The following is a 26086-nucleotide window of genomic DNA, read 5'->3' on the forward strand; positions in this document are numbered from 1 at the left end:
GTCGACCATGGACTCTTTGATCGAACAGATCTCCGACTCGGTTTCCTCGGCCAGGACGCTGGAAGACCTGACGCGCCCGATGCTCGAAATGCTCGAGGCGGTGACCGGCCTCGAGTCGACCTACCTCACGACCATCGACCTGGACAAAGGCCTGCAGCACATTCTTTTTGCGCGCAACGTCAGGCAGATGACCATTCCCGAGGGGCTGACGGTGCCCTGGGCCGACACCCTGTGCCGGCGCGCGCTCGAAGAAGGCCGCGCCTACACCGACGACGTGTCGACCTGCTGGGGCGACTCCGACGCCGCCAGGCAACTGGGCATCCAGACCTATGTGAGCACGCCCGTGAAGACCGACAGTGGCGGCCTCTTCGGCACCCTGTGCGGGGCCAGCGCGGGCCGGGTTGCGCTGCCGTCGCATGCTGAATCGGTGCTGCAGCTTTTTGCACGGCTGATCGGCCAGCAGGTCGAGCGCGAACTGCTGTTCGTCAAGCTCAAGAAGGCCAATACCGAGCTGGCCGCCTTCGCATCGACCGACGCCCTCACGGGCCTGGCCAACCGCCGCTCGCTCATCGACTCGCTGCACCGCATGCTGGCGCAGGGCGCGCGCGATGGCCACGGCGTGCTGGTCGGCTTCATCGACCTGGACGACTTCAAGAAAATCAACGACGCGCACGGCCACGACGCCGGTGACGAATTCCTCTCGGCCATGGCCGACCGCCTCTCGGGCGCGCTGCGTGCCAGCGACATGCTGGCGCGCTTCGGCGGCGACGAGTTCGTGGTGATCGGCCCCGGCCCCGCACTGGCCGAAACCTCCCGCAATGCGGCCGGCGAAACCCCGGCCGACGCGGCGAAGGCGCTCGCGCGGCGCCTGGCCACCAGCACGGTGAGCGAGCTGCGGCTGAACCGGGCCGTCGTGCGGTACGGCGGCGCCAGCGTCGGCGTGGTGGCGGTCGATCCGCGCACCACCTCCCTCGAGGAAGCGCTGCGGCGGGCCGACGACGCGATGTACGAAGTCAAGCGCGCCCGCCAGGCCGCGGCCAGGGAAATGTCCTCTGCCTGAATGAACTCCACCAACCGGCTGGCACGTCTCGAAAGCGCCCTGGGTTCGCTCAAGGCGAGGATCACGATGGGCGGGATCATGGCGCTGGTGCTCGGCATCGGCCTCATCACGACCATCCTCGTGGGCCGCACCGAGCACGACCTGCTGGAGTCGCAGCGCCAGCGCGAATTGAGCGAATCGGTGCGCACCGCGGCCCTGCTGGGCCACAACGTGCTGCAGCTGCAGCGCGTGCTCGCCTCGGTGACCGAGGTGCTCGACGAACCCACGCTGAAGAACCCGGCCGCGCTGAAGGAATTCATGCAGAGCAAGCCGGTGATGCGCATTTTCTTCGCCAACCTCTACGTGGCGACGCCTGATGGGCAGGTGCGCATCGTGGTCGACGACAAAGGCCTGTCGTGGCCCACGCTGAACATCGCCGACCGGCGCTACTTCGGCCTCACGGTGGCCGAGGGCCGGCCCATGGTGTCCACCGCGCTGCGCGGGCCGCTGTCCGGCGAGCCCATCATTGCCTTCACGCAGCCGGCGCGCAACGCCGGGGGCGTCTACGGCGTGCTGGGCGGCACGCTGAGGCTGTCCAGCCGCGACCTGCTCGACGGACTGGTCGAGGCGCAGGTCGGAGATGCCAGCGCGCTGAACGTCGTCACCGACACCGAGGGCCGGATACTCGCCCACCCCAATCGCAAGAAGCTGCTGCAGTCGATTGCCGACGAGCCGCGGCTGGCGCAGGCGTTCAAGGCCTGGCAGGCCAGCGGCAGCCCGGTCGAGCCGCAGGGCGTGCTGCTGCCGCAGGCGCGCGAGATTGTCAGCGCTGCGGGCGTGCCCGGCCCCGACTGGGTGGTCTGGCGCGAGCGCTCCGAAGCCGAAGTGCTGGCCCCCGTGAAGGCCGCGCGCGAGCAAGCCATGGTGTGGGCCGGCAGCCTGGTCGCGGCGCTGTCCGCCGGGCTATTCCTCATTCTCTGGTGGCTGCTGCAGCCGCTGACTTTGCTGGAGCGCCGGGCGCGCCACATGTTCGACGGCGCCATGAAGGCCGAAGACGGCTGGCCCGTCGCCGACGGCGAAATCGGCAATCTGGGCAAGGTGCTGCGCGACGTCGGCACCCGGCGCGCCGAGCTCGAACGGCTGAACAGCGAAATGATCAGCAAGCTGCGCTCGGTGATGCGCGCGGCGCCCATCGGCATTGCCTTCATCCGCGACCGGCGCTTCGAGCTGGTGAGCGACGAGCTGTGCCGCATGCTCGCCTATTCGGCCGACGACCTGCTGGGCCAGCCGGTCGACCTGATCGTGGTGCCACCCGAGAACGACCAGCCCGACCTGGCCGCGCTGGAACGGGAAGCCTTTGCCACCAGCAATTCGTACGTGGGCGAGTGCCGCATGCTGCGCGGCGACGCCACCCGCTTCTGGGCCCGGCTGCGCAGCCGGCCGGTCGACCCCGCGCACACCGATTTCGGCTCGATCTGGACGCTGGTCAATATCGAAGAGCAACGCAACGCGCGCCGCGCGCTCGAATGGTCGGCCGCCCATGACGGCCTGACCGGGCTGGCCAACCGCCAGCGCTTCGACCAGCAGGCGCAGCGGCTGATCGACGCCCGGCCCGGCTCGCTGCCCGCGGCGCTGGTGTTCATCGACCTGGACCACTTCAAGGCGGTCAACGACACCGCCGGCCATCTCTCGGGCGACGCCATGCTGCGCGCGGCGGCGGCGGCCATCATGTCGCGCGTGCGTTCCGGCGACCTGGCCGCGCGCATCGGCGGCGACGAGTTCGCGCTGCTGCTGGAGCAATGCAGCCACGAAGCGGCGGTGCGCGTGGCCGAGGACATCGTGGCCTCGATCTCGGCCATTGCGCTGCCCTGGCTGTCGGGCAGCCTGCACATCGGCGCCAGCATCGGCGTGGCCAGCCTGACGCCGGGCATCGACACCGTCGATGCCTGGGTCGATGCGGCCGATGCCGCCTGCTACGCCGCGAAGGCGGCCGGCCGGGGCGTGGTGCGCGTGGGCCGGCCACCGCTCGGGCCGTTCTCGCGTGGCACGCCCGATGCGCCGCGCGGGGGCCGCGTGCTGGGTGCAGGCAAGCCCGAAACACCCGACAGCATCGAAGACTGAGCCCGGCGATTTTTTCGCGGCGCGGCTGAATCCGGTGTGCGCCGCACGCCGTACTGAAGAATCGGCGCGCACTTGCCGATAACAGATCGTGGGCGCCTCACGCAGACCCGTCCCCGATTTCAGACAGTTCGGGTTCGATGCTGCGTCGAAAAGTTCACATTTGTTGTCAACAGTTAACCGATCCCAGAGAATGCTCCGACATGGACACAGCCGCGACGTTTATTCAGTATTACGAGAGAAATTCATGCTCTGCGCAATGGCTGGAATTCAATCGCGGCCTGGCGGCTGAACTGAGCGCCGGCCTGCCGCCCGAAGACCTCCGCCAGCTCTTTTTTCGCATCGGCCAGCGCCTGGCGCAGGCCATGCCCAATCCGCCGTGCGACACGCTCGCCGACCTCCAGGCGCAGTTCAACGCGCGCTGGAACGGCATCGACTGGGGCTTCAGCACGCTGAGCGAAGACGTGGACAGCGTCTTCATCACCCACGCCTGCAGCCCCATCGCCACGGCCTTCGGGCCCGAGGCCACGAACTGGAGCGTCGGCTTCTTCGAGGGCGTGTACCAGGCCTGGTTCGACGCCCAGCACATGCCGTCGTCGCTGCGCGTGCAGGCGCTGCAGCCCGACACGCAGGCCGGCCCCCGCATCGACCTGCGGCTGTCGAAGGCGCTGTCATGAGCCAGGACGACGACACCCCGGAAGACATCGCCGGCCTGTTCCGCAAGTTCGGCGGCGACGCGCACGCCTACAAGGAATTCGCGCCACCGGAAGCCGAGGGCGAAGCGCCGAAGGCGTGGCCGCTGCTGTCGGGCGAGAAGATCGAGCGGGCGCCCTTTGTGGCCCCTGCAATCGCCCCGGCAGCGGCGCCTGTGCGTGCGCCTGCGCCCGCCCCCACCGTGGCACCGCTGCCTCCCGTCGCGGCCGTGCCGCCGGCCAGGGTCGAGCCCGTGCTGCGCCCACCAGTGCCGCCTGCGCCAGCCTTTGCACCCGCGCCGCAAGCCCCCGCGCAGGCAGACACCCGCCACTCCGCGTCCACCCCGCTCGAACAGCTGTTCGCCCGGCTGGCCGCACCGCAGCCGCCGGCCGCCGCGCAGGGCCCCATGTCGCGCTGGCGAAGGCCGACGTGACGATGGTCGTCGTTCCCATCGTTTCATCCAAGGGCGGTGTCGGCAAGACAACCATCACCGCCAACCTGTGCGCCGAGCTGGTACGCCGTGGCCGGCAAGTACTGGCCATCGACCTCGATCCGCAGAACGCGCTGCGCTTTCACCTGGCCAACGACCCGGACACCTGCGAAAGCGGGCTGGTCGAGGCCGCCACCGGCCTGATGCCTTGGGCCCGCGCCATGCAACCCGCGCACGGCGGCGTCATTCTGTTGCCCTTCGGCACGGTGGACGACGAGCGCCAGATCGCTTTCGAACAGCAACTGGCCCAGTACCCCGGCTGGCTCGGCGACACGCTGGCGCGCTTTGCGCTGCCGCCCGACACGCTGGTGCTGCTCGACACCCCACCCGGCCCTTCGGTCTACATGCAGCAGGCGTTGCGCGCGGCGCATTTCAGCGTGGTCTCGGTGCTGTCCGACGCCGGCTCGTTCGCCACGCTGCCGATCATCGAGCGCATGGTCGACAAGTACTGCCGCACGCGCGCCGACTACATGGGCACCGGCTACGTGGTGAACCAGGTCGATCCCGGCAAGCGGTTGAACCATGACGTCTTCGAAGTGCTGCGCGCGCGGCTGCGCGGCGACCTGCTCGGCGTGCTGCACCTGGACCAGGCCGTGCCCGAGGCGCTGGCCTCGGCCGAGCCGGTGCAGCGCTACGCGCCGATGAGCCAGGCCACGCAAGACTTTTCTTCCTGCACCGAGCGGATGCTCGGGCGCATTGCCGCGGCGGCCCAGGCACCACTGTCACCGCGCTCCCTGGAATCCACACGATGAACAGCGCTTCCCCCGGCCAACAGCACAAGCCACCCGCCGCCCAGCCGGCGCCGCGACAGGCGCCCGCCTTCCTGCGGCTGGCGCCCGTGCGCTTCATCGGCTGGATACTGGCGCTGGCCATACTGCCCGCCATCATCATCACGCCGATGACCTTCGAGCAGCAGCTGGTGCTGTCGGTCGGCATCTTCGTGGTCGCGCTGCTCACCAACCGCGTGCGCGGGCGCTTTGCCAGCCTGGTGCTGATCTTCCTGTCGGTGGTGGTGTCGTCGCGCTACACCTACTGGCGCGTGACCGAGACCATGGTCATGGACAACCCGGTCGACCTGGTCCTGGGCGTCGGCCTGCTCATGGCCGAGCTGTACGCCTTCGTGGTGCTGCTGCTGGGCTACGTGCAGACGGCGTGGCCGCTGGAACGCAAGCCGGTGCCGCTGCCGGAAGACCCGGCCGAGTGGCCGACCATCGACCTGTTCATCCCGACGTACAACGAGGCGCTGTCGGTGGTGCGGTCCACCGTGCTGGCCGCGCAGTCGATCGACTGGCCGCGCGACAAGATCAAGATCTTCGTGCTCGACGACGGCCGGCGCGAAGAATTCCGCGTGTTCTGCGAAGAGATCGGCGTGACCCACGTCACGCGCGACAACAACCGCCACGCCAAGGCCGGCAACATCAATGCCGCGCTGAAGAACACCACCGGCGAGTTCGTCGCCATCTTCGACTGCGACCACATTCCCACGCGCTCGTTCATGCAGATCGCCATGGGCTGGTTCGGGCGCGACCCCAAGCTGGGCATGGTGCAGTTGCCCCACTATTTCTTCTCGGCCGACCCCTTCGAGCGCAACCTCGACACCTTCGGCACCGTGCCCAACGAAGGCGAGCTGTTCTACGGCCTGATCCAGGACGGCAACGACCTGTGGAACGCCACCTTCTTCTGCGGCTCCTGCGCGGTGCTGCGCCGGACCATCGTGGAAGAAGTCGGCGGCATCGCGGTCGAGACGGTGACCGAAGACGCCCACACCGCGCTGAAGATGCACCGCCTGGGCTACAGCACCGCCTACCTGGCGCTGCCGCAGGCGGCCGGCCTGGCCACCGAAAGCCTGTCGGGCCACGTGGGCCAGCGCATCCGCTGGGCGCGCGGCATGGCGCAGATCTTCCGCATCGACAACCCGCTGTTCGGGCGTGGCCTGCATTGGGCGCAGCGCCTGTGCTACGTCAACGCGATGCTGCACTTCCTGTACGGCCTGCCGCGCCTCATCTACCTGACGGCGCCGCTGGCCTACCTGTACTTCGGCGCGAGCGTGATTCATGCCTCGGCGTCGATGATCTTCGCCTTTGCGCTGCCGCACATCCTGCATGCCAACCTGACCAACAGCCGCATCCAGGGGCGCTTTCGCTACCTGCTGTGGAACGAGGTGTACGAGGCGGTGCTGGCCTGGTACATCTTCCGCCCCACGCTGGTGGCGCTGATCAACCCCAAGCTGGGCAGCTTCAACGTGACGGCCAAGGGCGGCCTGATCCAGCAGGAGTATTTCGACACCACCATCGCCAAGGCCAGCCTGGTGCTGCTGGCGCTCAATTTCCTGGGCGTGTGCCTGGGCATCTGGCGCCTGACCTGGGTCGACCCGCAGAACATCGCCACCGTGTGGCTGAACCTGGCCTGGACCGTCTACAACCTGATGATCCTGGGCGCCTGCGTGGCGGCCGCCAACGAGTCGCGCCAGCTGCGCGGCTCGCACCGGGTGGAACTGGCGGTGCCGGCCACGCTGTACTTTGCCGACGGCCGCTCGCTGCGTTGCAACACCTTCGACTTCTCCAGCGGTGGCCTGGGCGTGGAACTGCCGCAAGACATGAAGCTCGACCTGGAAACCCCGGTCGAGGTGGCGCTGTACCGCAACGACCAGGAGTCGCGCTTCGCCTCCACGGTGCGCTTCAGCACCGGCAAGCGCCTGGGCCTGCGCTTCGCGCCGATGAGCTTCGCGCAGGAGCGCGCGCTGGTTCAGTGCACCACCGCCCGCGCCGACATCTGGGCGGCCCGCTGGGGCAACCACCCGCGCGTGCCCATTCACCGCGTGCTCGGCCACATCATCAGCATCAGCGGCACCGGCTTCCGCGACATGTTCAGCCATTACTACCGCGCAGCGACCTCCAGGCTGCGCCCGGTCAAAGCGAAGGAATCCACGTGACGATCCCCCTGCGCGCGCAACGCCGCGCCGTGCCCTTTCCGTGTGCCGTGCTGGCGATCGCGCTGGCGGCCGCCGGCAGCGCATCGGCACAGTCCCGCCCGTGGCCCTGCCCGCGCCGGCGGCGAGCCCCGCGCCAGCCGCATCCGCCCCCGCTGCCGCGCAAGCCCCCGCCGCCGGCGTGGTGCGCGAGCTCAACCTCACGCAGCTGGGCATCGACTACGCGGTGCAGCTGCGCGGCATCAGCGGCACCGTGGGCATTCCGTTCAACGTGCGCGCCGACGAGCTGGTCACGGCCGCTTCGCTCAAGCTGAACTACGCCTATTCGCCTTCGCTGATTCCCGAGCTCTCGCACCTGAAGGTGACGGTGAACGACGTGCTGGTCGCTACCCTGGCGGTGAACCGCGCCGAGGCCGGCAAGCCGCAGACCGCCGAAATTCCGATCGACCGGCGCCTGATCACCGAGTTCAACCGCATCAACATCGAGCTGATCGGCCACTACACGCGCGACTGCGAAGACCCGGCGCACACCAGCCTGTGGGCGCGCATCGATGCTTCGAGCACGCTGAAGCTGGCGGTGTCGCCGCTCAAGCTGACCAACGACCTGGCGGCGCTGCCGCAGCCCTTCTTCGACCGCCGCGACGTGCGGCGCGCGCGCATTCCCTTCGTGTTCGGCAGCCCCGAGACGCCGCCGGTGCTCGAAGCGGCCGGCGTGGTGTCGTCATGGTTCGGCGCGCTGGCCGACTACCGCGGCGCCACCTTCCCGGTGTCGCGCGGCGAGCTGCCGGCCGGCCACGCGGTGGTGTTCGCCACGCCCGAATCGAATCTTCCCAACCTGCAGCTGCCGGCCATCCAGGGGCCGTCGCTCGCCGTGGTCGACAACCCGCAAGACCCGTCCGGCAAGCTGCTGCTGGTGATGGGCCGCACGCCGGACGAGCTGCGCACCGCGGCCGCCGCGCTGGCGCTGAACAGCAAGGCCTTTGCCGGCGCGCTGGCGTCGGTCACCGCGTTCCAGGAGCCGCCGGCGCGCAAGCCCTACGACGCGCCGCGCTGGGTGCCGAGCGACCGCCCGCTGCAACTGGGCGAGCTGACGACGGCCACCGACCTCTCGGTGTCGGGCTACAACCCCGACGTGGTCCGCGTCAACCTGCAGCTGCCGCCCGACCTGTTCACCTGGCGCAGCCGCGGCATTCCGCTGGACCTGCAATACCGCTACACGCCGCGCGTGCGGCCCGACCAGTCGACGCTGAACGTCAACGTCAACGACAACTTCGTGGGCGCGCTGCCGCTGCGCTCGGCCAACCCGGCCGGCGACAAGTGGTGGAACCCGCTGGCGGTGAAGCTCATGCCCGACGGCACGCTGGTCGAGCGCAAGGAAATCATCCTGCCGCCGCTGGCCATGGGCCCGCGCAGCCAGCTGCGGCTGCACTACTACTTCGAGCCCTTCGGCGGGCGCTGCATTCCGCAGCTGGACAACGTGCGCGGCGCGATCGACCCCACGTCGAAGATCGACCTGACGAGCTTTCCGCACTTCATCGCCATGCCCGAGCTCGCGGCCTATGCCAACGGCGGCTTCCCGTTCTCGCGCATGGCCGACCTGTCCGAGACGGCCGTCATCCTGCCCGACCAGGCCGACGGCACCGACACCGAAACCTACCTGGGCCTGCTGGGCCAGATCGGCCACGCCACCGGCTACCCGGCGCTGCGCGTGAAGGTCGGCCGTTCGGCCGAAGTGGCGCAGTGGGCCGACAAGGACCTGCTGGTGATCGGCAACCTGCAGAACCAGCCGCTGTTCACGCAGTGGGCCGACAAGATGCCGCTCAAGCGCAACGGCGCCGCACCCGAGATCAAGCTCAACAGCTGGATCGACAACGCCATCGACTTCGTGATCGGCGCGCGCAAGCGCGAAGACTTGCCGGGCTCGATGCAGATCGCGGTAAGCAGCGACGGGCAGGACGCCGCGCTGGCCGGCTTCGAATCGCCGCTGCGCAGCGGCCGCAGCGTGGTGGCCGCCATTACCAATCCGGCCTCGAAGGAAGCGCTGCTCAATGCGCTGATGACGCCCGACCTGCTCAAGCGCGTGCAGGGCAGCATGACCCTCGTGCGCGACACGCAGGTCAACAGCGTGCTGGGCGGCGACACCTACTACGTCGGCCGCCTGCCGCCGATGGCCTGGCTGCAATGGAACCTGTCGCGCAGCCCGCTGATGCTGGCCGGGCTGATCGTGGTGCTGGCGCTGCTGGGCGCGGCCATTTCCTATGCGGGCCTCCAACTGCGGGCGCGCCGCCGCCTGTCGGTCAAGGCCAAGTAACTTGCCCATGCGACCTTCTTTTTCGAGCTTCTCTTCAACCGGCCTGCGGGCTGGCCGGCGCGCCTTGCTGGGCGCCGGCGGGCTGGCCGGGCTCGCGCTGGCCATGCCACGGATCGCGGGGGCCGCATCGGCCTCGCCGTCGGCGCTGGCTGCCGCGGCGGCGGCGGCGTCCGCGCAACCCAAGTGCCATCCGGCAACGGATTGGGCCGCCTTCGCGGCGCGCCACATCCAGCCTGATGGCCGCGTCATCGACTTCAACACGCCGCAGCAGCAGTCCACCTCCGAAGGACAGTCGTACGGGCTGTTCTTTGCGCTGGTCCACAACGAGCGCGACATGTTCGCGCGCATCCTGGCCTGGACCGAAGCCAACCTGGCGGGCGGCAGCCTGGCCAAGCAACTGCCGGCCTGGCAGTGGGGCCGCAAGCCCGACGGCGGCTGGGGCGTGCTCGACCCCAACCCCGCGTCGGACGCCGACCTGTGGATCGCCTACGCCCTCATGGAAGCCGGCCGCCTGTGGAACGACGCCCGCTACCGCACGCTCGGGCGCAACGTGCTGTCGTTGGCGACGCGCGACGAAGTGGTGTCGCTGCCCGGGCTCGGCCGCATGCTGCTGCCCTGGCCCAAGTCTGTCGCCACCGCGCCGCTGTGGCGGCTCAACCCGAGCTACATGCCGCTGCAGCTGCTGCGCTACTTCCAGCAGGCCGACCCCACCGGGCCCTGGCAGGAGGTGACCGACAACACGCTGCGCATGTTCGGCGCCGTGGCGCCGCGCGGCTTTGCGCCCGACTGGTGTGCCTGGTCGCAGGACACGCGCGCCTTCGTGGCCGATCCGCTCAAGGGCACCACGGGCAGCTACGACGCGATCCGCGTCTACCTCTGGGCGGGCATGCTGTCCGACAAGGACCCGGCCCGCAAGATGCTGCTGCTGAACCTGCGCGGCCCGCGCCAGCTGCTGGCCGACCGCCAGCCGGTGCCCGAGTCGGTCGACACCGCCAGCGGTGCCGTTCGCGGCATGGGGCCGGTGGGCTTTTCGGGCGCGCTGTTGCCTTACCTGAAGGCACTGGGCGACACCGATGCGCTGGCCACCCAGGTGGCGCGCGTGCCGGGCGGCGGTGGCGACACCTCGACGACACCCCCCGCATCCTCGCCGCCCGCGCCGTTGCCCTACTACGAACAGTGCCTGCTGATCTTCGGCCAGGCGTGGCTCGACGGCCGTTATGAATTCGGCCGCAACGGCCAGCTGCAACCCTCATGGAGAACGCTATGCCGTCCCAATCGACCGGCTTGAAGCCGCAGCGTCCGCCCTCTTCGCCCCGCGCGTCGCACTCCCGGCAATGGCTCGCGTGCATGGGCATGCTCGCCGCCCTGTGCACCAGCGGACAGGTGCATGCGCAGGCCGACGCCCGCGCGGCGCTGATCGAGCAAGGCAACTACTGGCAGGCCCAGGGCCGTGCCGACCTGGCCGAGGAAAGCTGGAAGAAGCTGCTGCGCGTCGATCCGCAATCGGCCGACGCGATGTACGGCATGGCGCAGGTCGAGCTGTCGCGCGGCAATGCCGAGCCCGCGCGCAGCTGGGTGGCGCGGCTGCGCACCGCGCACCCCAACGACAGCCGGCTGGCCCGCCTGCAGCAGCAGGCGCAACAGCCATCGCAAGGCAGCACGCTGCAGCGCGCCCGCGCCGCCGCGCGCGCCGGCCGTGCCGCCGAAGCGGTCGAGCTGTACCGCGCCCAGTTCGACAACAAGCCGCCACCGGAAGCGCTGGCGCTGGAGTATTACCAGGTGCTGGCCAGCACGCCCCAAGGCGGCGACGAAGGCCGCAAGGGCCTCGAGCAGCTGGTGAAAGACCACCCCGACAACACCAGCTACCGACTGGCGCTGGCGCAGCAGAAGACCTACAGCGAACCCACGCGCCGCGCGGGCATCCGCGAACTGGCCGACCTGTCGAAGCAGCCCGCCGTGGCCACTGCCGCGCGGGCCGCATGGCGACAGGCGCTGATCTGGCTCGACGCGCGCGCGCCCGACATTCCGCTGTACCAGGACTTCCTGGCCAACAACGCCGCCGACACCGCCGTGGCCGCGCGCCTGGAAACCCTCACCACCGGCAAGACGGCCGCCGCCTCCGGCCCCGACGTGCCGACGGGCGAAGGCTTCAGGGCGCTGGACCGTGGCGACTCGGCCACCGCCGAGCAGCGCTTCCAGGCCGCCCTGCGCACCAAAGCCGACGACACCGAGGCCCTGGGTGGCCTGGGCCTGGTGCGGATGCGCCAGGAGCGCTTCGGCGAAGCACAGGAACTGCTGGAACGCGCGGTGCGCGCTGGTGCCAGCAAGTGGAACTCGGCACTGCAAAGCGCCAACTACTGGGTGCTGGTCGGGCAGGCACGGGCCGCGCAAGGCAAGAACGACCTGCGCGGTGCGCAATCGCTGTACGAACGCGCCGTGCGCATCGATCCGCGCGAGCCCGTGGGGCAAGTGGCTTTGGCCGACCTGCGTGCCGCCGCCGGCGACTACGCGCAGGCCGAGCAAGGCTACAAGCGCGTGCTCGAAGGCAAGCCGTCGAATGCGCAGGCACTGCGCGGGCTGATCTCGGTGTACGGCCAGACCGGCCGCGCCGACGAAGCCTCCGAGCTTGCCAAGCGCCTCACGCCCGAACAGGCCGCCCAACTCGGCGGCCTGCGCAACATGCAGGTCGAGCAGGCACGCAACCGTGCCCGCCAGCAGGCCGATGCCGGTGACGCGGCCGGCGCGCAGCGCACGCTCGAAGACGCGATGCTCGCGGCGCCCGACAGCCCGTGGGTGCGCCTCGATCTGGCCAACATCTACCGCAAGCAGGGCATGGTGTCCGAGGCGCGCGGCGTGATGGAAGGGCTGCTCATGTCGCAGCCCGACATGCCCGACGCGCTCTACGCCAGCGCCCTGCTCGCCTCCGAAACGGGCGACGCGGCCAGCGGCATCCAGTACCTGGAACGCATTCCCGCCGGATCGCGCACGCGCGACATGGCGGCACTGCAACGCCGCCTGTGGGCGCAGTCGCAGGCCGCACGCGCGCTGGCGCTCGCGCGGCAAGGCCAGGTCGATGCCGCGCGCGGCGTGCTGGCGCAGGCCGAGGCTTCGCTGAGCACCGACATGCCGGCCGAGCTGTGGGGCCAGCTGGCGGGCGCCTATGCCGAGATCGGCGATGCACCGCGCGCGCTCGCCATGAGCCGCCAACTGCTGGCACGCACGCCCAACCCGGGCATCGGCGACCGGCTGCTGTACGCGTCGGTGCTGCTCAAGACCAAGCAGGACATCGAGCTGTCGGCCGTGCTGCGCCAGCTGGCCGGCGTCAACATGACCGCCAGCCAGCGCAACGACTTCGACAACCTGCGCATTGCCTTCGCGCTGCGCCAGACCGATGCGCTGCGCGAGGCCGGCAACCTCGAGGCCGCCTACAACGCGATGGCGCCGGTGCTGGCCGAGCGGCCGAACGATCCGCAGGCGATGGCCGCGCTGGCCCGCCTGTACTCGGCGGCACGCGACGAAGCCCAGGCGCTGGCGCTGTACCAGCGCATCCTGCAGCGCAACCCGACCGACCTCGACACCCTGCTGGCCGCCGCCGCCAGTGCCAGCGCGCAGCGCGAACACGGCGAGGCCGAGAACTACGTGATGGCCGCGCTGAAGCAGGCGCCCGACCAGTCGCGCGTGCTGGCTGCCGCGGGCCGCGTGTACCGCAACGCGGGCGAGAGCCGCAAGGCGGAGCAGTACCTGCGCGCCGCGGTGGAAGCCGACCGGCAGGTGGCCACGGGCGGCAATGCCGTGCCGAGTGGCATGCCGCAGCAGATGCCCGCCGCCAACCCCTTTGCCGGCATGACGGGCGGTGCGCCCAGCGCGGCGGTTCCCACGGGCTACCCGCCGGCCAATGGCAATCCTTTTGCGCAGGCACGCATGCAGCCGGTGAGCTACCCGGCCGCGCCTGCGTACCCCGCAGCCGCATACCCGGCGAACCAGGCTTATCCGGCGAACCCCGCATATCCGGCCTACCCTGTGGCCGGGGCCGCACCGGTCGCCTATCCGCCGGGCGCCCTGCCCTGGGCCTCGAACGCGCCGGCCGCTGGGTCGAACGCGAAGGGCCGCAAGGCGACGGCCGCCAATGCGTCGCGCACGGCACGCAACAGCAACAACAACGCGCCCCAGGCCGCGGCCTACATGGCGCCGTCGATGCAGCCGTACCCCGTGGCCGGCGGCCAGCAGGCCGCACCGGTGTACATCCCGCAGGCGCAGCCCGCCGGCTATCCGCAGCAAGCTGGCTACCCGCCACCGGGCTATCCGCAGGCGAATGCCGCCTATGCCCAGGCCAACACACCGCTGCCGCGCCCCGGCGCCGAGCCGAGCTGGAACACGGCCCCGCGCAACGCGCCGGCCAATCCGCTGGTGTCGGAGCTGCAGGAGCTGGAAGCGCAGCGCGCCATCAGCCTGACGGCCGGCACGGTGTTCCGCAACCGCGCGGGCGAGGCCGGGCTGAGCCAGTTGACGGACTTCCAGTTGCCGATCCAGGCGCGCTTTCCGGTCGGCGAAGGCAAGATCGTCGTCGGCGTCACGCCGACCGTGCTCGACGCCGGCACGCCCGCCGGCGACTACCCGACGGGCGCCCGCTTCGGCGGTGGCCCGGCCGCTGCCATCAACGGCCTGCGCAACGGTGTGCTGCCGGGCCAGCAGAACGCTTCCGGCGTGGGCCTGAGCGTGGGCTACGAAGGCCGGAATTTCGATGCCAGCCTGGGTACAACCCCGCTGGGCTTTCCCACCACCAACGTGGTCGGCAACGCGACCTTCAAGGGCAGCTTCGGCGACAGCTGGAACTACAAGGCCGATTTCTCGCGCCGCGCGGTGACCGACAGCCTGCTGTCGTTCGCGGGCGCGAAGGACGAGCGCACCAACGAACGCTGGGGCGGCGTGGTCGCCACCGGCGCGCGCGGCGACATCGGCTACGACGACGGCACCTATGGCGTGTACAGCTACCTTGCGGCGCATGGCATCACGGGCAAGAACGTGCGCAGCAACTCGCGCATCGAGACCGGCGGCGGCGCCTACCTGCACCTGGTGAACAGCGCCAGTTCCAAGCTCACGCTGGGCATGAACATCGGGTTGATGGGCTACGAGAAGAACCTGAGCTACTACACCTTTGGCCAGGGCGGCTACTTCAGCCCGCAGAGCTTCGTGAGCGTGGCGTTCCCGGTCGACTGGACCGGCCGCGCCGACCGGCTCGCGTGGCGCCTGAATGCGTCGCTCGGCGTGCAGTCGTTCACCCAGAAAGAGTCGCCCTACTTCCCGACCGACCCGACGCGCAACGGCGCGGCATCGGGCGCGGCGAGCACGGCGGCACAACTGGGCCTGACCAACGCGGTCTACAACAACATGTACCCGCGCACTTCGAAGACTGGCCTGGCCTACAACCTGGGCGCGGTGATCGAGTACCAACTGGCACCCCGCATGTTCCTGGGCGGCGCGCTCGCGCTGAACAACGCGCAGAACTACCGCCAGTTCACGGGCAGCCTGTACCTGCGCTATGTGTTCGGTGGCTCGAGCAGCCTGGGCGTGCCGAGCGGCACGACGCTGAACCCGATGGTGTCGCCGTACACGCCGCTGCTGTGATGCTGCTGCCTTGACGCCGCTCTCGCTGTAGCGGCAGGCGGCGAGGCCTTCGAAGGAAGTCCTGGCCTATGCCGCCGGCGGCAGTGGCGCTGGCGGCGTCGCCACGGCGGGAACCACGGCGGTGCCGTTGCCCCACAGCGGCGCCTTCTCGAATTCGCCCACCCACTTCAGCACGTCCTTGGCGGCCATCGGCATCGCGATGCCGTAGCCCTGCGCCAGCGTGCAGCCCATGGCGAGCAGCGCCTCGCCCTGGCCCAGCGTTTCCACGCCCTCGGCCACGGCCGTGAGCCCGAGCGCCTGCAGCAGCGCCAGGATGCCCTGCACGATGGCGCGGTCCTGGGCGTTGTCCAGCATGCCGCGCACGAAAGACTGGTCGATCTTGACCGCCGACACCGGCAGTTGCCGCAGGTAGGTCAGCGACGAATAGCCCGTGCCGAAGTCATCGATGGTCACGCCCACGCCGAGCGCCTTGCAGGCCTCGACGAACAGCGCCACATTGGCGAACTGGCTGATGGCCGTGGTTTCGAGAAGCTCGAGCTCCAGCATGCCCGCGCCCAGTTTCGGAAACTGCGAGAGGTGCCTGGCCAGCCGGTCGACGAAGTCCCAGCGCATCATGTGGCGCGGCGCCACGTTCACGCTGACCGAAATCTGCAGGCCGGCCAGGCGCCACTGGTGCGCCTGCCAGAGCGCGGTGCCGATGGCCCAGTCGCCCACCTGCTCGACCAGCGCGTCGTCTTCGATCAGCGGCACGAACTGCACCGGCGGCAGCAGGCCGCGCTCGGGGTGCTGCCAGCGGATCAGCGCCTCGACGCCGACCACCACGCCGCGCTGCATGTCGACCTTGGGCTGGTAGACCAGGAAAAACTCGTCTTGCACCAGCCCTTCCTGGATGCGCTGGCGCTCGCGCACCACCTGCTCGTCGGCACGCGCTTGCGGAGCGTCGAAGTAATGCACTTTGCCGTCGGACGCGCGCTTGGCAAAGAAGGCCGCGTGCTGCGCCTGGCGCAAGGCGGTTTCGGGCGGCGGGCCGTTGCTGTCGAGCAGCATGGCGCCCACGCTTGCATCGAGGCTGACGACCTGGTCGCGCCAGGTCCAGGGCACGGCCAGCGCGTTCTGGATGCTTTCGAGCACCTGCGCGCACTGCGAGGTGCCAAGGCCGGCGAACACGGCCGCGAATTCATCGCCGCCGACACGGGCCATCACGCTTTCGCGCGGCAGGTTGGCCTGGATGCGACGGGCCACCTCTTCGAGCGCCGCGTTGCCGGCCACCATGCCGTGGCGGTCGTTCAGGTCGCGGAAACGGTCGATGTCGAGGTAGCAGACGGCCGCCAGGCGCTTGCCCGAGCGGGCCCAGTCGGCCATCAACGGGCGCAGCACTTCATCCGGCGGAAGACGTGCCGAACCGTCGTAGTGCGACGGGAGTGAGACGATAGGTTGCTTGGTCGACAAAAAAGAATGGCTCCGAAACGGCGCGGACTATTGTTCTCCCAATTCTGGGTTTTCTGCGTCTTGCAACGTGGATTTGTTACAGACGCGGTTTACACACAACACTCATGCATGCATGCGATTGTTGAATGGCGTCAACAATGGGACGACTAGCCGCAATACGCCCCCACGATGCGGCCGCTGGGCTCGACCTGCACATTGAGCCGCGTCGTGTCTTGCGCCGGGTCGGCCGTGTCTGTCGCGGCCACGGTGCGGCCCACCTTCGCGCCGGCGCGCTGGCGCATTTCCTCCAGCAACTGCGGCGTGACGCGCAGGCCCAGCCCGAAGCGCACGGCGGCGGCCTGGCAGCTCTCGGGCGGCGGCGCAAAGCTGGGCGGCTCCGGCACTTCGGATGTCAGTGGCCGGTCCTTGGGCGGCGCCTGGCAGCCTGCCAACACGAGGGCAAGGGCAAAGCCAGGAGCGACAAGGCAAAGCCGGCCCCGGCCGTTCATCATCGTCATGTGCATCTTTTCTTCCTCCTTGAAACTGGGACGAAGCTTATCCGAGGGGTATGCTGAATGCGAAGCGCCCCCACCGACCATGACACAACCCGCAGACACCGTTTTCCTGATCGACGTCGACAACACCCTGCTCGACAACGACCGCGTCGTGGACGACCTGCGCGCCCACCTCGAACAGGCCTTCGGCGCGGAAAGTGCCAGCCGCTACTGGGTGGCCCTGGAGGCAATGCGCGGCGAACTCGGCTATGTCGATTACCTGGGCGCCCTGCAACGCTACCGCGCCGAGGAAAGCCAGCGCGGCATGAGCGATTCGCGGCTGCTGCTGATGTCGGGCTTCCTGATCGACTACCCCTTTGCCGACCGGCTGTACCCCGGCGCGCTGGCGGCGCTTGCGCACCTGCGCCGCCACGGGCCCACGGTCATCCTGTCGGACGGCGACGTGGTGTTCCAGCCGCGCAAGGTGCAGCGCTCGGGCCTGTGGGACGCCACCGAGGGCCGCGTGCTGATCTACGTGCACAAGGAGCAGATGCTCGACACCATTGCCCAGTGCCACCCCGCCGCGCACTACGTGATGATCGACGACAAGCTGCGCATCCTGGCGGCCATGAAGGCCATCTGGGGGCCCCGTCTGACGACCGTCTTCGTGCGGCAAGGGCACTATGCGCTCGACGCGCAGGCCAATGCCGCCTACGCGCCCGCGGACGTCACCGTCGAACGCATCGGCGACCTGGCCCACCTGGATTTTTCTTCTTCTCCTTCTTCCCCTTATTCCCCTTCGTCTCTCTCGTCCTTTTCGAATCCTTCGACATGAGCCAAGCAAACAATCCTCTCGCGGGCCAGCCCGCTCCGCTCGAACTGCTGGTCAATGTGCCGCGCCTCATTTCGGCCTACTACACGGGCCGGCCCGACCCCGCCGTGCCGAGCCAGCGCGTGGCCTTCGGCACGTCGGGCCACCGCGGCTCGTCGTTCGACGACGCCTTCAACGAATGGCACGTGTTGGCGATCAGCCAGGCCATTTGCGATTACCGCAAGCAGCAAGGCATCGACGGCCCGCTGTTCCTGGGCATCGACACGCATGCGCTGTCCACACCGGCCTTCAGCAGTGCGGTCGAAGTGCTGGCCTCCAACGGCGTGCAGTTGATGCTCTCGAAGGACGACGAGTACACACCGACGCCCGCCGTGTCGCACGCGATCCTGGTCTACAACCGCGGACGCACCACCGGCCTGGCCGACGGCATCGTCATCACGCCTTCGCACAACCCGCCCGAGAGCGGCGGCTTCAAGTACAACCCGCCGAACGGGGGACCGGCCGGCACCGACATCACGTCCGCCGTCGAGGCCGCCGCCAACAAGATGCTGGCGAACAAGCTCGAGGGCGTGAAGCGCATGCCGCTCGCGCAGGCGCTCAAGGCCGCGACGACACACCGGCACGACTACCTGAACACCTACGTCGAAGACCTGGCGCAGGTGCTCGACATGGACGCGATCCGCGGCGTGGACATCGACTTGGGCGTCGACCCGCTGGGCGGCGCCGGCGTGCACTACTGGCCGGCCATTGCCGAGCGCTACAAGCTCAAGCGCCTCACCGTGCTCAACCAGGAGGTCGACCCGACCTTCCGCTTCATGTCGCTCGACTGGGACGGCCGCATCCGCATGGACCCGTCGTCGCCCGACGCGATGCACAAGCTGATCGAACTGAAAGACCGCTTCGGCATTGCCTTTGCCTGCGACACCGACCACGACCGCCACGGCATCGTCACGCGCAGCGCGGGGCTGATGCAGCCCAACAGCTACCTCGCCGTGATGGTCGACTACCTCTACACGCACCGGCCCAATTGGCCAGTGCAGGCGGCCGTCGGCAAGACGGTGGTGAGCAGCCAGATGATCGACCGCGTGACCGCGCGGCTGGGCCGCAAGCTGTACGAAGTGCCGGTCGGCTTCAAGTGGTTCGTCGACGGTCTGGTCGACGGCTCGCTGGGCTTCGGCGGCGAGGAAAGCGCGGGCGCGACCTTCCTGCGCAAGGATGGCACGGCCTGGACCACCGACAAGGACGGCATCGTGCCCGCCCTGCTCTCGGCCGAGATTGCCGCGCGCACCGGGCGCGACCCGGGCGAGCGCTATGCCGAGCTGACACAGGCGCTGGGCAAGCCCGTGTCGGACCGCGTGGACGCGGCTGCCACGGTCGAGCAGAAAAAGCGGCTGTCCAGCCTGTCGCCGGAGCAGATCCGCTCGACCGAACTCGCGGGCGAAAAGATCGTCAACGTGCTGAGCCATGCGCCGGGCAACGGCGCGGCCATCGGCGGTGTCAAGGTGATGACCGAGAACGGCTGGTTCGCGGCCCGGCCCTCGGGCACGGAGAACATCTACAAGGTCTACGGCGAGAGCTTCAAGGGCAAGGACCACCTGGCGCGCATCCTCGAAGAGGCGCAGCAGGTGGTGGACGGGGCGCTGTCGGGAAGCTGAGGCCGTGCAGACGCTGGTGCTGCGCCTGAACCCCGGCGACGATTTGCGCGCGTCGCTAGATGCGGCACTGAAGCAAGCCGGTGCGCAGGCCGCGTTCGTGGTCTCGGGCATCGGCAGCCTGAGTGGAGCGAGCGTGCGGTTTGCGGGTGCGGAGGTGCCGACGCGCATCGAAGGCGCGCTCGAAATCCTCACGCTGGCGGGCAGCCTGTCACCCGATGGCTCGCACATTCACATGAGCGTGTCGGACGCCGAAGGCCGCGTCTTCGGCGGGCATGCGGCGCCGGGATGCACGGTGCGCACCACGGCCGAGATACTCATTGCCGTGCTGCCCGACTGGCAGTTCACGCGCACGCACGACCCGCTGACCGGCTACGCCGAACTGATGCCGCGCAGGCGGCTCTGAACATTCGGGGCGCGTGCACAGGACACCGGGTGCTCCCCTCNNCCCTCCGCGAATGTCCCCCGCTTCGCTCCTCCTTTATTTCGCTGCGGGGAGCACCCAGTGCCCTGCGCACCTGGGCACGCGGCTGGTGTGCGGCCGATCAACCCGTGCTCTGAACACGCTCACACCGGTGATGTACATGACTCGCCAGGCCCCGAGGCTCAGCCTTCGAGCGCTTCCACGCGCAGTGTCACCACGGCGCCCGCCACTTCGGCGCGTGACTGCAACGCATGCACCGCCAGGTCCAGCGTGCCCTGCAGCACCGGACCCGTCAGCACCAGCACTTGAGGCGCCACTCCGGGCCGATCGGCCGCCAGAGCGACCTGTCGTACGGGCACCTTCTGTTCCGCAAGGCAGGCAGTCACGGCCTGGATCTGGCTGACGGCTGCGACCGGCACGCGCAGGTAGTGCGAGGTGTGCACGGCCGCACGAGGCAGCACCGCCAGCGCGTTCGTCGCGTGGGCATGCACGCCGAGGTGCGGCACGTGCTGTGCCGCCTGGACGCCATCGAGCCGCGCCACGTCGACCAGGTCGGCAATGACCGCCGAGGCCGTCTGCTCCGAGCCCGCGCCGGCGCCGTAGTACATCGTCAGGCCGGCTGCATCGCTCTTGACCATGACCGCATTCATCGAGCCGTTCACATGGGCCATGAGGTGGTCGGCTGGCACCAGCGCGGGCTGCACGCGCAGCTCCACGCCATCGGCCTGGCGGCGTGCCACGCCCAGCAGCTTGATGCGGTAGCCCAGTTGCTCGGCGCAGGCCACGTCCAGCCCTTGCAGGGCGGTGATGCCTTCCACCTGCGCATCGACAAAGCGCAGCGGCATGCCGAAGGCATTGGCGGCCAGCAGCGTCAGCTTGTGAGCGGCGTCGATGCCTTCGATGTCGAAGCTCGGGTCGGCTTCCGCGTAGCCGAGCGACTGGGCCTGCGCGAGCGCGCTTGCGAAGTCCAGCCCCTCGTCGCGCATCTTGCTGAGAATGAAGTTGGTGGTGCCGTTGATGATGCCCGCCACCCATTCGATGCGGTTGGCAGCCAGGCCCTCGCGCAGCGCCTTGATGATGGGAATGCTCACGGCCACGGCGCCTTCGTAGGCCACGGCGACGCCCTTCTCTCGCGCGGCGGCAAAAATTTCGGTGCCGTGCACGGCCAGCAGCGCCTTGTTGGCCGTGACCACGTGCTTGCCATGCGCAATGGCGGCCAGCACCCAGTCGCGCGCGGGGCCGGTGCCGCCAGCCACTTCGACCACCACGTCGACGTCGGGGTGCGTGGCCACGTGAAATGGGTCGTCGGTCAGCGGCACGCTGTCGCCGACGATGGTGGCGGCACGCACCAGGTTGCGGGCGGCCACCAGCACCAGTTCGATGGAACGGCCTGCACGGGCCGCGATGTCGGCCCGGTTGCGGGCCAACACGCGGAAGGTGCCCGAGCCCACGGTGCCGATGCCGATCATTCCCACGCGCAGGGGACGAATGGCCGCCCGATCGGTGTTCAGGCTGTGCAGGGGCTCGAGGGATTCGACGGGTTCGCGGTACATGGACTTCTCCGGACAAAAAGACAAAACCCAGCTGCCAGAGCTGGGTTCATTCGTTCGGGGAGAGAGCGATACACCAGGTGGCTGCCGGAACGGCCACCTGCGCGTGTCAGGTGACCGCGGTGGTAATGGTGGTAATCATTCGAGCAACAACCATCGCCTGCGCGGAGGCAGGCGGCATCATGCGAGCCATCGAGGCTGCGGCGGATGCGGGGTTGAAGTTGTGGCTCGTCATGAGGGCCGGAGTGTACAACAGGCTTTTGACCGGCAGGCTCAAGGCGCGGCCGACAGCCGTTTTTCGAGCCACACGCTGTAGCGCGAGAGCCCGAAGCACAGCACCCAGTACACGGCCGCGATGAACAGGTAGCCTTCGAGGTAGAACGGCCGCCAGGTCGGATCGCCACCGAGCGCCAGGCCCAGCGCGCCGGTCAGCTCGAACAGGCCGACCACGGTGACCAGCGAGGTGTCTTTCAACGTGCCGACCACGCTGTTGGTCAGCGCCGGCACCACGAGGCGCAGGGCCTGCGGCAGCACGATGTCGCGCTGCACCGGCCAGCGGCCGAAGCCCAGCGCCATCGCCACCTCGGTCTGCTCGCGCGGCACCGCCTGCAGGCCGCCCCGGATGATCTCGGCCAGGTACGCCGCCACGAACAGCGTCAGCCCCCCAAGCACGCGCACCAGCACATCGGGCTGCCAGCCCGCGGGCCACAACAGCGGCAACAGGAACGAAGCCATGAACAGCACCGAGATCAGCGGCACGCCGCGCACCAGTTCGATGTAGCTCGCGCTGAGCGTGCGCACCACGGGCCAGCCCGAGCGGCGCCCCAGTGCCAGCAACAGCGCCAGCGGAAAGGCCAGTGCCAGCCCGACCACCGCCAGCCCGATGGTGAGCGGCAGGCCACCCCAGCGGCTGGTCGGCACGTGGCTCAGGCCGAGCACGCCGCCGCGCATCAGCCCGACGAACAGCAGCAGCGCCGCGATCCACAGCGGCACCAGCCACCAGCGCCAGCTGCGCGGCCACGCGCTGAGCATCGTGATGGCCGACAGCACGACCACCGCGATGGCCGGGCGCCATTGCTCTTCGTACGGAAAGCGGCCGAACAGCATCGGCCGCCACTTCTCGGCCACCACGCCCCAGCAGGCGCCATGCTGAACCGCGCGGCAGGCTTCGGCATCGGGACGGAACACGGCATGCACCACGCCCCACTCGACGACGTGGAACCCGCCCCACGCCAGCAACGCGAGCAACAGCACGGTGGCCAGCGCGCGCAGCGGTGAACCCCAGAGTTCGCTGCGCCACGCGATGGGACCCTGCGCCACGTTTCTCATCGCCAGCCCCGCAGTGCGACGCGCACGTTGTAGCGGTTCATGCCGAAGGAAATCAGCAGCGACAGCAGCAGGTAGACCGCCATGATGATCGCGATGCACTCGAAGGCGCGGCCATTCGAGCCGATGGTGGTGTTGGCCACCGACACCAGTTCGGGATAGCCCACCGCCACCGCCAGCGACGAATTCTTGACGAGGCTCAGCAGCTGGTTGGTGAGCGACGGCACGATCACGCGCAGCGCCTGCGGCAGGATGACGATGCGCAACTGTTGCACCGAAGACAGGCCCAGCGCCTGCCCTGCCAGCACCTGTCCCTGCGAGACCGACAGGATGCCGGCGCGCACGATTTCCGCCACGAAAGCGGCCGAATAGAAAGACAGGCCCGCCACGATGGTCACGTATTCGGGGCTCAGCGCGGCGCCACCGCTCACGCCAAAGGCGCCGCGCTCGGGCCACTCGAAATGCGTCGGCCACCAGCCACCGCCCTCGCCCGCCACCGGCCAGGGCACGCTGAGCCCGCCCTTGCTGAGCCACACGCCCGGCAGCAAGCGCACGGGCTCCGTCGGGTCGGGCAGCAGGTTGGCCATGGCAAAGGCCAGCATGAGCAATTGCACCAGCAGCGGCACGTTGCGCAGCAACTCGACATACGCGGTGCAGATGCCGCGCAGCAGCACGTGCGGCGCGAGGCGGCCGATGCCGATCAGCGTGCCGAGCACCACTGCGAATATGGCCGCCGGCACCGCCGCACGCACCGTGTTGATCAGGCCCGCGAGAAAGGCGCGCCAGAACGGCTGGCTGGCGTCGAAGTCGAGCCAGCCTTCGCTGATCGAGAAGCCCGCCGGCTCGGTCAGGAAGTCGAAGCCCGAGCGCACGCCGCGCGCACGCAGCACTTCGAGCGCGTGGTGCACCACCCACACGGCACCGGCCACCACGGCCAGCACCAGCAGTGCCTGGACGACCCAGGCCAGCCAGGCGCCGCGGCGCGAGGCCCCAGGACTCATCGAACCGGGGGTGCGTAGATCAGGCCGCCCTTGCTCCAGAGGTTGTTGGAGCCGCGCGGCAGCTTCAGCACCGACTTCGGCCCGACGTTGCGCTCGAACATTTCGCCGTAGTTGCCCACGGCTTTGATCGCGCGGAACGACCAGTCCTTGTCGAGGCCCAGCAGCTTGCCGAGGTCTTCGCCGGTGCCGACCAGGCGCTGCTGCGCCGGGTCCTTGCTGTTGGCCTTGAGCTCGTCGGCATTGGCCTGGGTGACACCGAATTCCTCGGCTTCGATGAGCGCGTTGGGCACCCACTTGGCAATGGCGAACCACTCGTCGTCGCCGCGGCGCACCAGCGGCGCCAGCGGCTCCTTGGAGATCAGCTCGGGCAGGATGATGTAGTCGTCGGGGTTGGGCGCTTCCTTGTTGCGCAGGCCCGCCAGCGCCGAGGCGTCTGTCGTGAAGGCCTGGCAGCGGCCCGAGAAGAAGGCCTTGAACGAGGCCTCGAAGCTCTCGAACACGACCGTCTTGACGGGAATGTTCTGGGCGCGGAAGTAGTCGGAAACGTTCTTCTCGTTGGTGGTGCCCGACTGCGTGCAGATGGTGGCGTTCTTCAGTTGCTTGGCGCTGGTCACCTTGAGCTTCTTCGGCACCAGGAAGCCCTGGCCGTCGTAGTAGGTGATGGTGGTGAAGTTGAAGCCCAGCGAGGCATCGCGCGTGAGCGTCCAGGTGGTGTTGCGCGCGAGGATGTCGATTTCGCCAGCCTGCAGGGCCGAGAAGCGCTGCTGCGAATTGAGCGGCACGAAGTCGACCTTCTTGGCATCGCCCAGCACGGCGGCGGCAATGGCGCGGCAGGTGTCGACATCCAGGCCCGACCAGTTGCCCTGCGTGTCGGGAGCGGAAAAGCCCGCCACGCCGTTGGTCACGCCGCACTTGACGGTACCGCGCTGCTTGACGGCATCGAGCGTCTTGCCGGCGAAAGCCGGTGCCGCCGAGGCAAAGGCGACGACGGACGCAGCCGCGAGCAATGCCGGACGGAATCCGGCGAATCGGTTCTTCATCATTGGTGTTCTCCTCAACAGTAAGCAAAAGGCAGTGTACGGGGCGACACCGCACTCTGCCAAAGAACTCCGGGTTGGATGCATATGCGCCTGTCCGCGGCGCACCGGCTCCCCGAAGCGCCGCGGGTTCACTACCATACGGCCCTCGAATCACTCTCACCTGGAATCAACACAATGGTCAAATCCGACGACACCGGCAAGTTCATCCTGCGCGTTTCGCTAGGCATCCTGATCCTGCTGCACGGCATTGCCAAGCTGCAGAGCGGCGTCGGCTTCATCTCCGGCATGCTGGCCCAGCATGGGCTGCCGGGCGCACTGGCCTACCTGGTCTACATCGGTGAAGTGGTGGCGCCCGTGCTGCTGATCATCGGGCTGTACACGCGGCCCGCCGCATGGATCGTGGCCATCAACATGCTGGTGGCCTTTGCGCTGGTCCACATGAAGGACCTGACGTCGCTTGGCAAGCAAGGCGGCTGGGCACTGGAACTGCAAGGCATGTTCCTGTTCGCGGCGCTGGCCCTGGCCTTCATGGGTGGCGGCCGCTTCGCACTGAGCAGCAAATACAACTGAGGCGACTGACGCCGCCCGGCGATCAGTCGTCGTCCGCCGCATCGAGGCCTGGAAACAGGACCTCGGTGTAGCCGAAGCGCGAAAAATCGCGCACCCGCATCGGGTAGAGCTTGCCCAGCAGATGGTCGACTTCATGCTGCACCACGCGCGCATGAAAACCGCTGGCCACCCGGTCGATCGGGTCGCCGTACGGATCGAACCCGGTATAGCGGATGTTGGCGAAGCGCGGCACCACGCCGCGCAGGCCCGGTACCGAAAGACACCCTTCCCAGCCCTCTTCCTCTTCATCGCCCAGCGGGGTGATGACGGGGTTGAGCAGCACGGTGCGTGGCACCGGCGGCGCGTCGGGGTAGCGGGGGTTGACGATGTCGGTGCCGAAGATCACCAATTGCTGGTCAACGCCGATCTGCGGTGCCGCAAGGCCCGCGCCGTTGACGGCATGCATGGTCTCGAACATGTCGCGCACCAGCAGGTGCAGTTCGTCGGTGTCGAAGGCGGCGACCGGCTGCGCAATGCGCAGCAGCCGGGGGTCGCCCATCTTGAGGATTTCGCGGAAGGCCATGC

Annotated in this window: 21 protein-coding genes; 13 read left to right on the forward strand and 8 right to left on the reverse strand. The window is 68.9% G+C overall.

The features are described 5' to 3' along the window. The first annotated feature begins 7 nt into the window (after window positions 1-7). The 9 genes from DBV14_RS15505 to DBV14_RS15545 all read left to right on the forward strand — a co-directional run bounded on the left by DBV14_RS15505 (window position 8) and on the right by DBV14_RS15545 (window position 15205). Window positions 8-1060, forward strand: a complete 1053-nt coding sequence (locus DBV14_RS15505; RefSeq protein WP_124460047.1) for a sensor domain-containing diguanylate cyclase — start codon at window positions 8-10, stop codon at window positions 1058-1060. Beyond that, window positions 1061-3160 carry a diguanylate cyclase gene (locus DBV14_RS15510; RefSeq protein WP_124460048.1) on the forward strand — a complete coding sequence of 700 codons (2100 nt, stop codon included), beginning with the start codon at window positions 1061-1063 and terminating at the stop codon, window positions 3158-3160. Between the two features lie 200 nt (window positions 3161-3360). Then, window positions 3361-3834, forward strand: coding sequence for a cellulose biosynthesis protein BcsD (gene bcsD, locus DBV14_RS15515; RefSeq protein WP_124460049.1), 474 nt, complete (start codon window positions 3361-3363; stop codon window positions 3832-3834). Continuing rightward, the gene (gene bcsR / locus DBV14_RS15520) at window positions 3831-4283 is read left to right on the forward strand and encodes a BcsR/BcsP family cellulose biosynthesis protein (RefSeq protein WP_124460050.1); all 453 of its coding nucleotides are present in this window, start codon (window positions 3831-3833) and stop codon (window positions 4281-4283) included. Before bcsD ends, bcsR begins: the two co-directional genes overlap by 4 nt. Before the next feature lie 2 nt (window positions 4284-4285). After that, window positions 4286-5092, forward strand: coding sequence for a cellulose biosynthesis protein BcsQ (bcsQ, locus tag DBV14_RS15525; RefSeq protein WP_185546029.1), 807 nt, complete (start codon window positions 4286-4288; stop codon window positions 5090-5092). Beyond that, a complete protein-coding gene (bcsA, locus tag DBV14_RS15530; RefSeq protein WP_124460052.1) occupies window positions 5089-7272 on the forward strand; it encodes a UDP-forming cellulose synthase catalytic subunit in 2184 nt (727 codons plus the stop codon). Before bcsQ ends, bcsA begins: the two co-directional genes overlap by 4 nt. Before the next feature lie 100 nt (window positions 7273-7372). Continuing rightward, the gene (bcsB, locus tag DBV14_RS15535; protein ID WP_260397053.1) at window positions 7373-9580 is read left to right on the forward strand and encodes a cellulose biosynthesis cyclic di-GMP-binding regulatory protein BcsB; all 2208 of its coding nucleotides are present in this window, start codon (window positions 7373-7375) and stop codon (window positions 9578-9580) included. A gap of 7 nt (window positions 9581-9587) precedes the next feature. Further along, the gene (gene bcsZ / locus DBV14_RS15540) at window positions 9588-10868 is read left to right on the forward strand and encodes a cellulose synthase complex periplasmic endoglucanase BcsZ (protein ID WP_124460054.1); all 1281 of its coding nucleotides are present in this window, start codon (window positions 9588-9590) and stop codon (window positions 10866-10868) included. Then, window positions 10844-15205 carry a cellulose biosynthesis protein BcsC gene (locus DBV14_RS15545; protein ID WP_124460055.1) on the forward strand — a complete coding sequence of 1454 codons (4362 nt, stop codon included), beginning with the start codon at window positions 10844-10846 and terminating at the stop codon, window positions 15203-15205. The genes bcsZ and DBV14_RS15545 overlap by 25 nt, the downstream gene beginning before the upstream one ends. Window positions 15206-15271: 66 nt before the next feature. Here the strand turns inward: DBV14_RS15545 and DBV14_RS15550 are convergent, their stop codons facing one another. Further along, complete coding sequence (locus DBV14_RS15550; protein ID WP_260397054.1) at window positions 15272-16567, reverse strand: bifunctional diguanylate cyclase/phosphodiesterase; 1296 nt, start codon at window positions 16565-16567, stop codon at window positions 15272-15274. Between the two features lie 233 nt (window positions 16568-16800). After that, on the reverse strand, window positions 16801-17157 hold the full coding sequence (locus tag DBV14_RS15555) for a hypothetical protein (protein ID WP_260397055.1): 357 nt from the start codon (window positions 17155-17157) through the stop codon (window positions 16801-16803). Between the two features lie 73 nt (window positions 17158-17230). Here DBV14_RS15555 and DBV14_RS15560 point away from each other — a divergent pair, with 73 nt between their 5' ends. Genes DBV14_RS15560 through DBV14_RS15570 form a run of 3 tightly spaced genes read left to right on the forward strand, consistent with a single transcriptional unit; the run spans window position 17231 to window position 20017 of the window. Further along, window positions 17231-17962 carry an HAD family hydrolase gene (locus tag DBV14_RS15560; protein WP_124460057.1) on the forward strand — a complete coding sequence of 244 codons (732 nt, stop codon included), beginning with the start codon at window positions 17231-17233 and terminating at the stop codon, window positions 17960-17962. After that, window positions 17959-19614, forward strand: a complete 1656-nt coding sequence (pgm, locus tag DBV14_RS15565; protein WP_124460058.1) for a phosphoglucomutase (alpha-D-glucose-1,6-bisphosphate-dependent) — start codon at window positions 17959-17961, stop codon at window positions 19612-19614. The genes DBV14_RS15560 and pgm overlap by 4 nt, the downstream gene beginning before the upstream one ends. 4 nt (window positions 19615-19618) lie before the next feature. Further along, complete coding sequence (locus DBV14_RS15570) at window positions 19619-20017, forward strand: PPC domain-containing DNA-binding protein (protein ID WP_124460059.1); 399 nt, start codon at window positions 19619-19621, stop codon at window positions 20015-20017. Window positions 20018-20217: 200 nt separating this feature from the next. Here DBV14_RS15570 and DBV14_RS15575 read toward each other — a convergent pair whose 3' ends face one another. The 5 genes from DBV14_RS15575 to DBV14_RS15590 all read right to left on the reverse strand — a co-directional run bounded on the left by DBV14_RS15575 (window position 20218) and on the right by DBV14_RS15590 (window position 24952). Continuing rightward, entirely contained in the window at window positions 20218-21588 is a 1371-nt protein-coding gene (locus DBV14_RS15575; RefSeq protein ID WP_124460060.1) for a homoserine dehydrogenase, read from the reverse strand. A gap of 106 nt (window positions 21589-21694) precedes the next feature. Further along, complete coding sequence (locus tag DBV14_RS33445) at window positions 21695-21862, reverse strand: hypothetical protein (protein WP_185546028.1); 168 nt, start codon at window positions 21860-21862, stop codon at window positions 21695-21697. Beyond that, complete coding sequence (locus DBV14_RS15580) at window positions 21859-22914, reverse strand: amino acid ABC transporter permease (RefSeq protein ID WP_124460061.1); 1056 nt, start codon at window positions 22912-22914, stop codon at window positions 21859-21861. Before DBV14_RS15580 ends, DBV14_RS33445 begins: the two co-directional genes overlap by 4 nt. Beyond that, entirely contained in the window at window positions 22911-23912 is a 1002-nt protein-coding gene (locus DBV14_RS15585; protein ID WP_124460062.1) for an amino acid ABC transporter permease, read from the reverse strand. The genes DBV14_RS15580 and DBV14_RS15585 overlap by 4 nt, the downstream gene beginning before the upstream one ends. Beyond that, complete coding sequence (locus DBV14_RS15590; RefSeq protein ID WP_124460081.1) at window positions 23909-24952, reverse strand: amino acid ABC transporter substrate-binding protein; 1044 nt, start codon at window positions 24950-24952, stop codon at window positions 23909-23911. Before DBV14_RS15590 ends, DBV14_RS15585 begins: the two co-directional genes overlap by 4 nt. A gap of 174 nt (window positions 24953-25126) precedes the next feature. Here DBV14_RS15590 and DBV14_RS15595 point away from each other — a divergent pair, with 174 nt between their 5' ends. Beyond that, the gene (locus DBV14_RS15595) at window positions 25127-25522 is read left to right on the forward strand and encodes a DoxX family protein (RefSeq protein WP_124460063.1); all 396 of its coding nucleotides are present in this window, start codon (window positions 25127-25129) and stop codon (window positions 25520-25522) included. A gap of 22 nt (window positions 25523-25544) precedes the next feature. Here DBV14_RS15595 and def read toward each other — a convergent pair whose 3' ends face one another. Continuing rightward, complete coding sequence (gene def / locus DBV14_RS15600) at window positions 25545-26084, reverse strand: peptide deformylase (protein ID WP_124460064.1); 540 nt, start codon at window positions 26082-26084, stop codon at window positions 25545-25547. Between the last annotated feature and the right edge of the window lie 2 nt (window positions 26085-26086).

Source organism: Variovorax sp. KBW07, assembly GCF_003852515.1.
Taxonomy (GTDB): domain Bacteria; phylum Pseudomonadota; class Gammaproteobacteria; order Burkholderiales; family Burkholderiaceae_C; genus Variovorax.

What these genes read in the sequence shown, in the direction of transcription:
- DBV14_RS15505 (WP_124460047.1), top strand. Translation starts at nt 8, where the DNA reads ATGGACTCTTTGATCGAACAGATCTCCGACTCGGTTTCCTCGGCCAGG.
- DBV14_RS15510 (WP_124460048.1), top strand. Translation starts at nt 1,061, where the DNA reads ATGAACTCCACCAACCGGCTGGCACGTCTCGAAAGCGCCCTGGGTTCG.
- bcsD (WP_124460049.1), top strand. Translation starts at nt 3,361, where the DNA reads ATGGACACAGCCGCGACGTTTATTCAGTATTACGAGAGAAATTCATGC.
- bcsR (WP_124460050.1), top strand. Translation starts at nt 3,831, where the DNA reads ATGAGCCAGGACGACGACACCCCGGAAGACATCGCCGGCCTGTTCCGC.
- bcsQ (WP_185546029.1), top strand. Translation starts at nt 4,286, where the DNA reads ATGGTCGTCGTTCCCATCGTTTCATCCAAGGGCGGTGTCGGCAAGACA.
- bcsA (WP_124460052.1), top strand. Translation starts at nt 5,089, where the DNA reads ATGAACAGCGCTTCCCCCGGCCAACAGCACAAGCCACCCGCCGCCCAG.
- bcsZ (WP_124460054.1), top strand. Translation starts at nt 9,588, where the DNA reads ATGCGACCTTCTTTTTCGAGCTTCTCTTCAACCGGCCTGCGGGCTGGC.
- DBV14_RS15545 (WP_124460055.1), top strand. Translation starts at nt 10,844, where the DNA reads ATGCCGTCCCAATCGACCGGCTTGAAGCCGCAGCGTCCGCCCTCTTCG.
- DBV14_RS15550 (WP_260397054.1), bottom strand. Translation starts at nt 16,567, where the DNA reads ATGGCCGACTGGGCCCGCTCGGGCAAGCGCCTGGCGGCCGTCTGCTAC.
- DBV14_RS15555 (WP_260397055.1), bottom strand. Translation starts at nt 17,157, where the DNA reads ATGCACATGACGATGATGAACGGCCGGGGCCGGCTTTGCCTTGTCGCT.
- DBV14_RS15560 (WP_124460057.1), top strand. Translation starts at nt 17,231, where the DNA reads ATGACACAACCCGCAGACACCGTTTTCCTGATCGACGTCGACAACACC.
- pgm (WP_124460058.1), top strand. Translation starts at nt 17,959, where the DNA reads ATGAGCCAAGCAAACAATCCTCTCGCGGGCCAGCCCGCTCCGCTCGAA.
- DBV14_RS15575 (WP_124460060.1), bottom strand. Translation starts at nt 21,588, where the DNA reads ATGTACCGCGAACCCGTCGAATCCCTCGAGCCCCTGCACAGCCTGAAC.
- DBV14_RS15580 (WP_124460061.1), bottom strand. Translation starts at nt 22,914, where the DNA reads ATGAGAAACGTGGCGCAGGGTCCCATCGCGTGGCGCAGCGAACTCTGG.
- DBV14_RS15585 (WP_124460062.1), bottom strand. Translation starts at nt 23,912, where the DNA reads ATGAGTCCTGGGGCCTCGCGCCGCGGCGCCTGGCTGGCCTGGGTCGTC.
- DBV14_RS15590 (WP_124460081.1), bottom strand. Translation starts at nt 24,952, where the DNA reads ATGAAGAACCGATTCGCCGGATTCCGTCCGGCATTGCTCGCGGCTGCG.
- DBV14_RS15595 (WP_124460063.1), top strand. Translation starts at nt 25,127, where the DNA reads ATGGTCAAATCCGACGACACCGGCAAGTTCATCCTGCGCGTTTCGCTA.
- def (WP_124460064.1), bottom strand. Translation starts at nt 26,084, where the DNA reads ATGGCCTTCCGCGAAATCCTCAAGATGGGCGACCCCCGGCTGCTGCGC.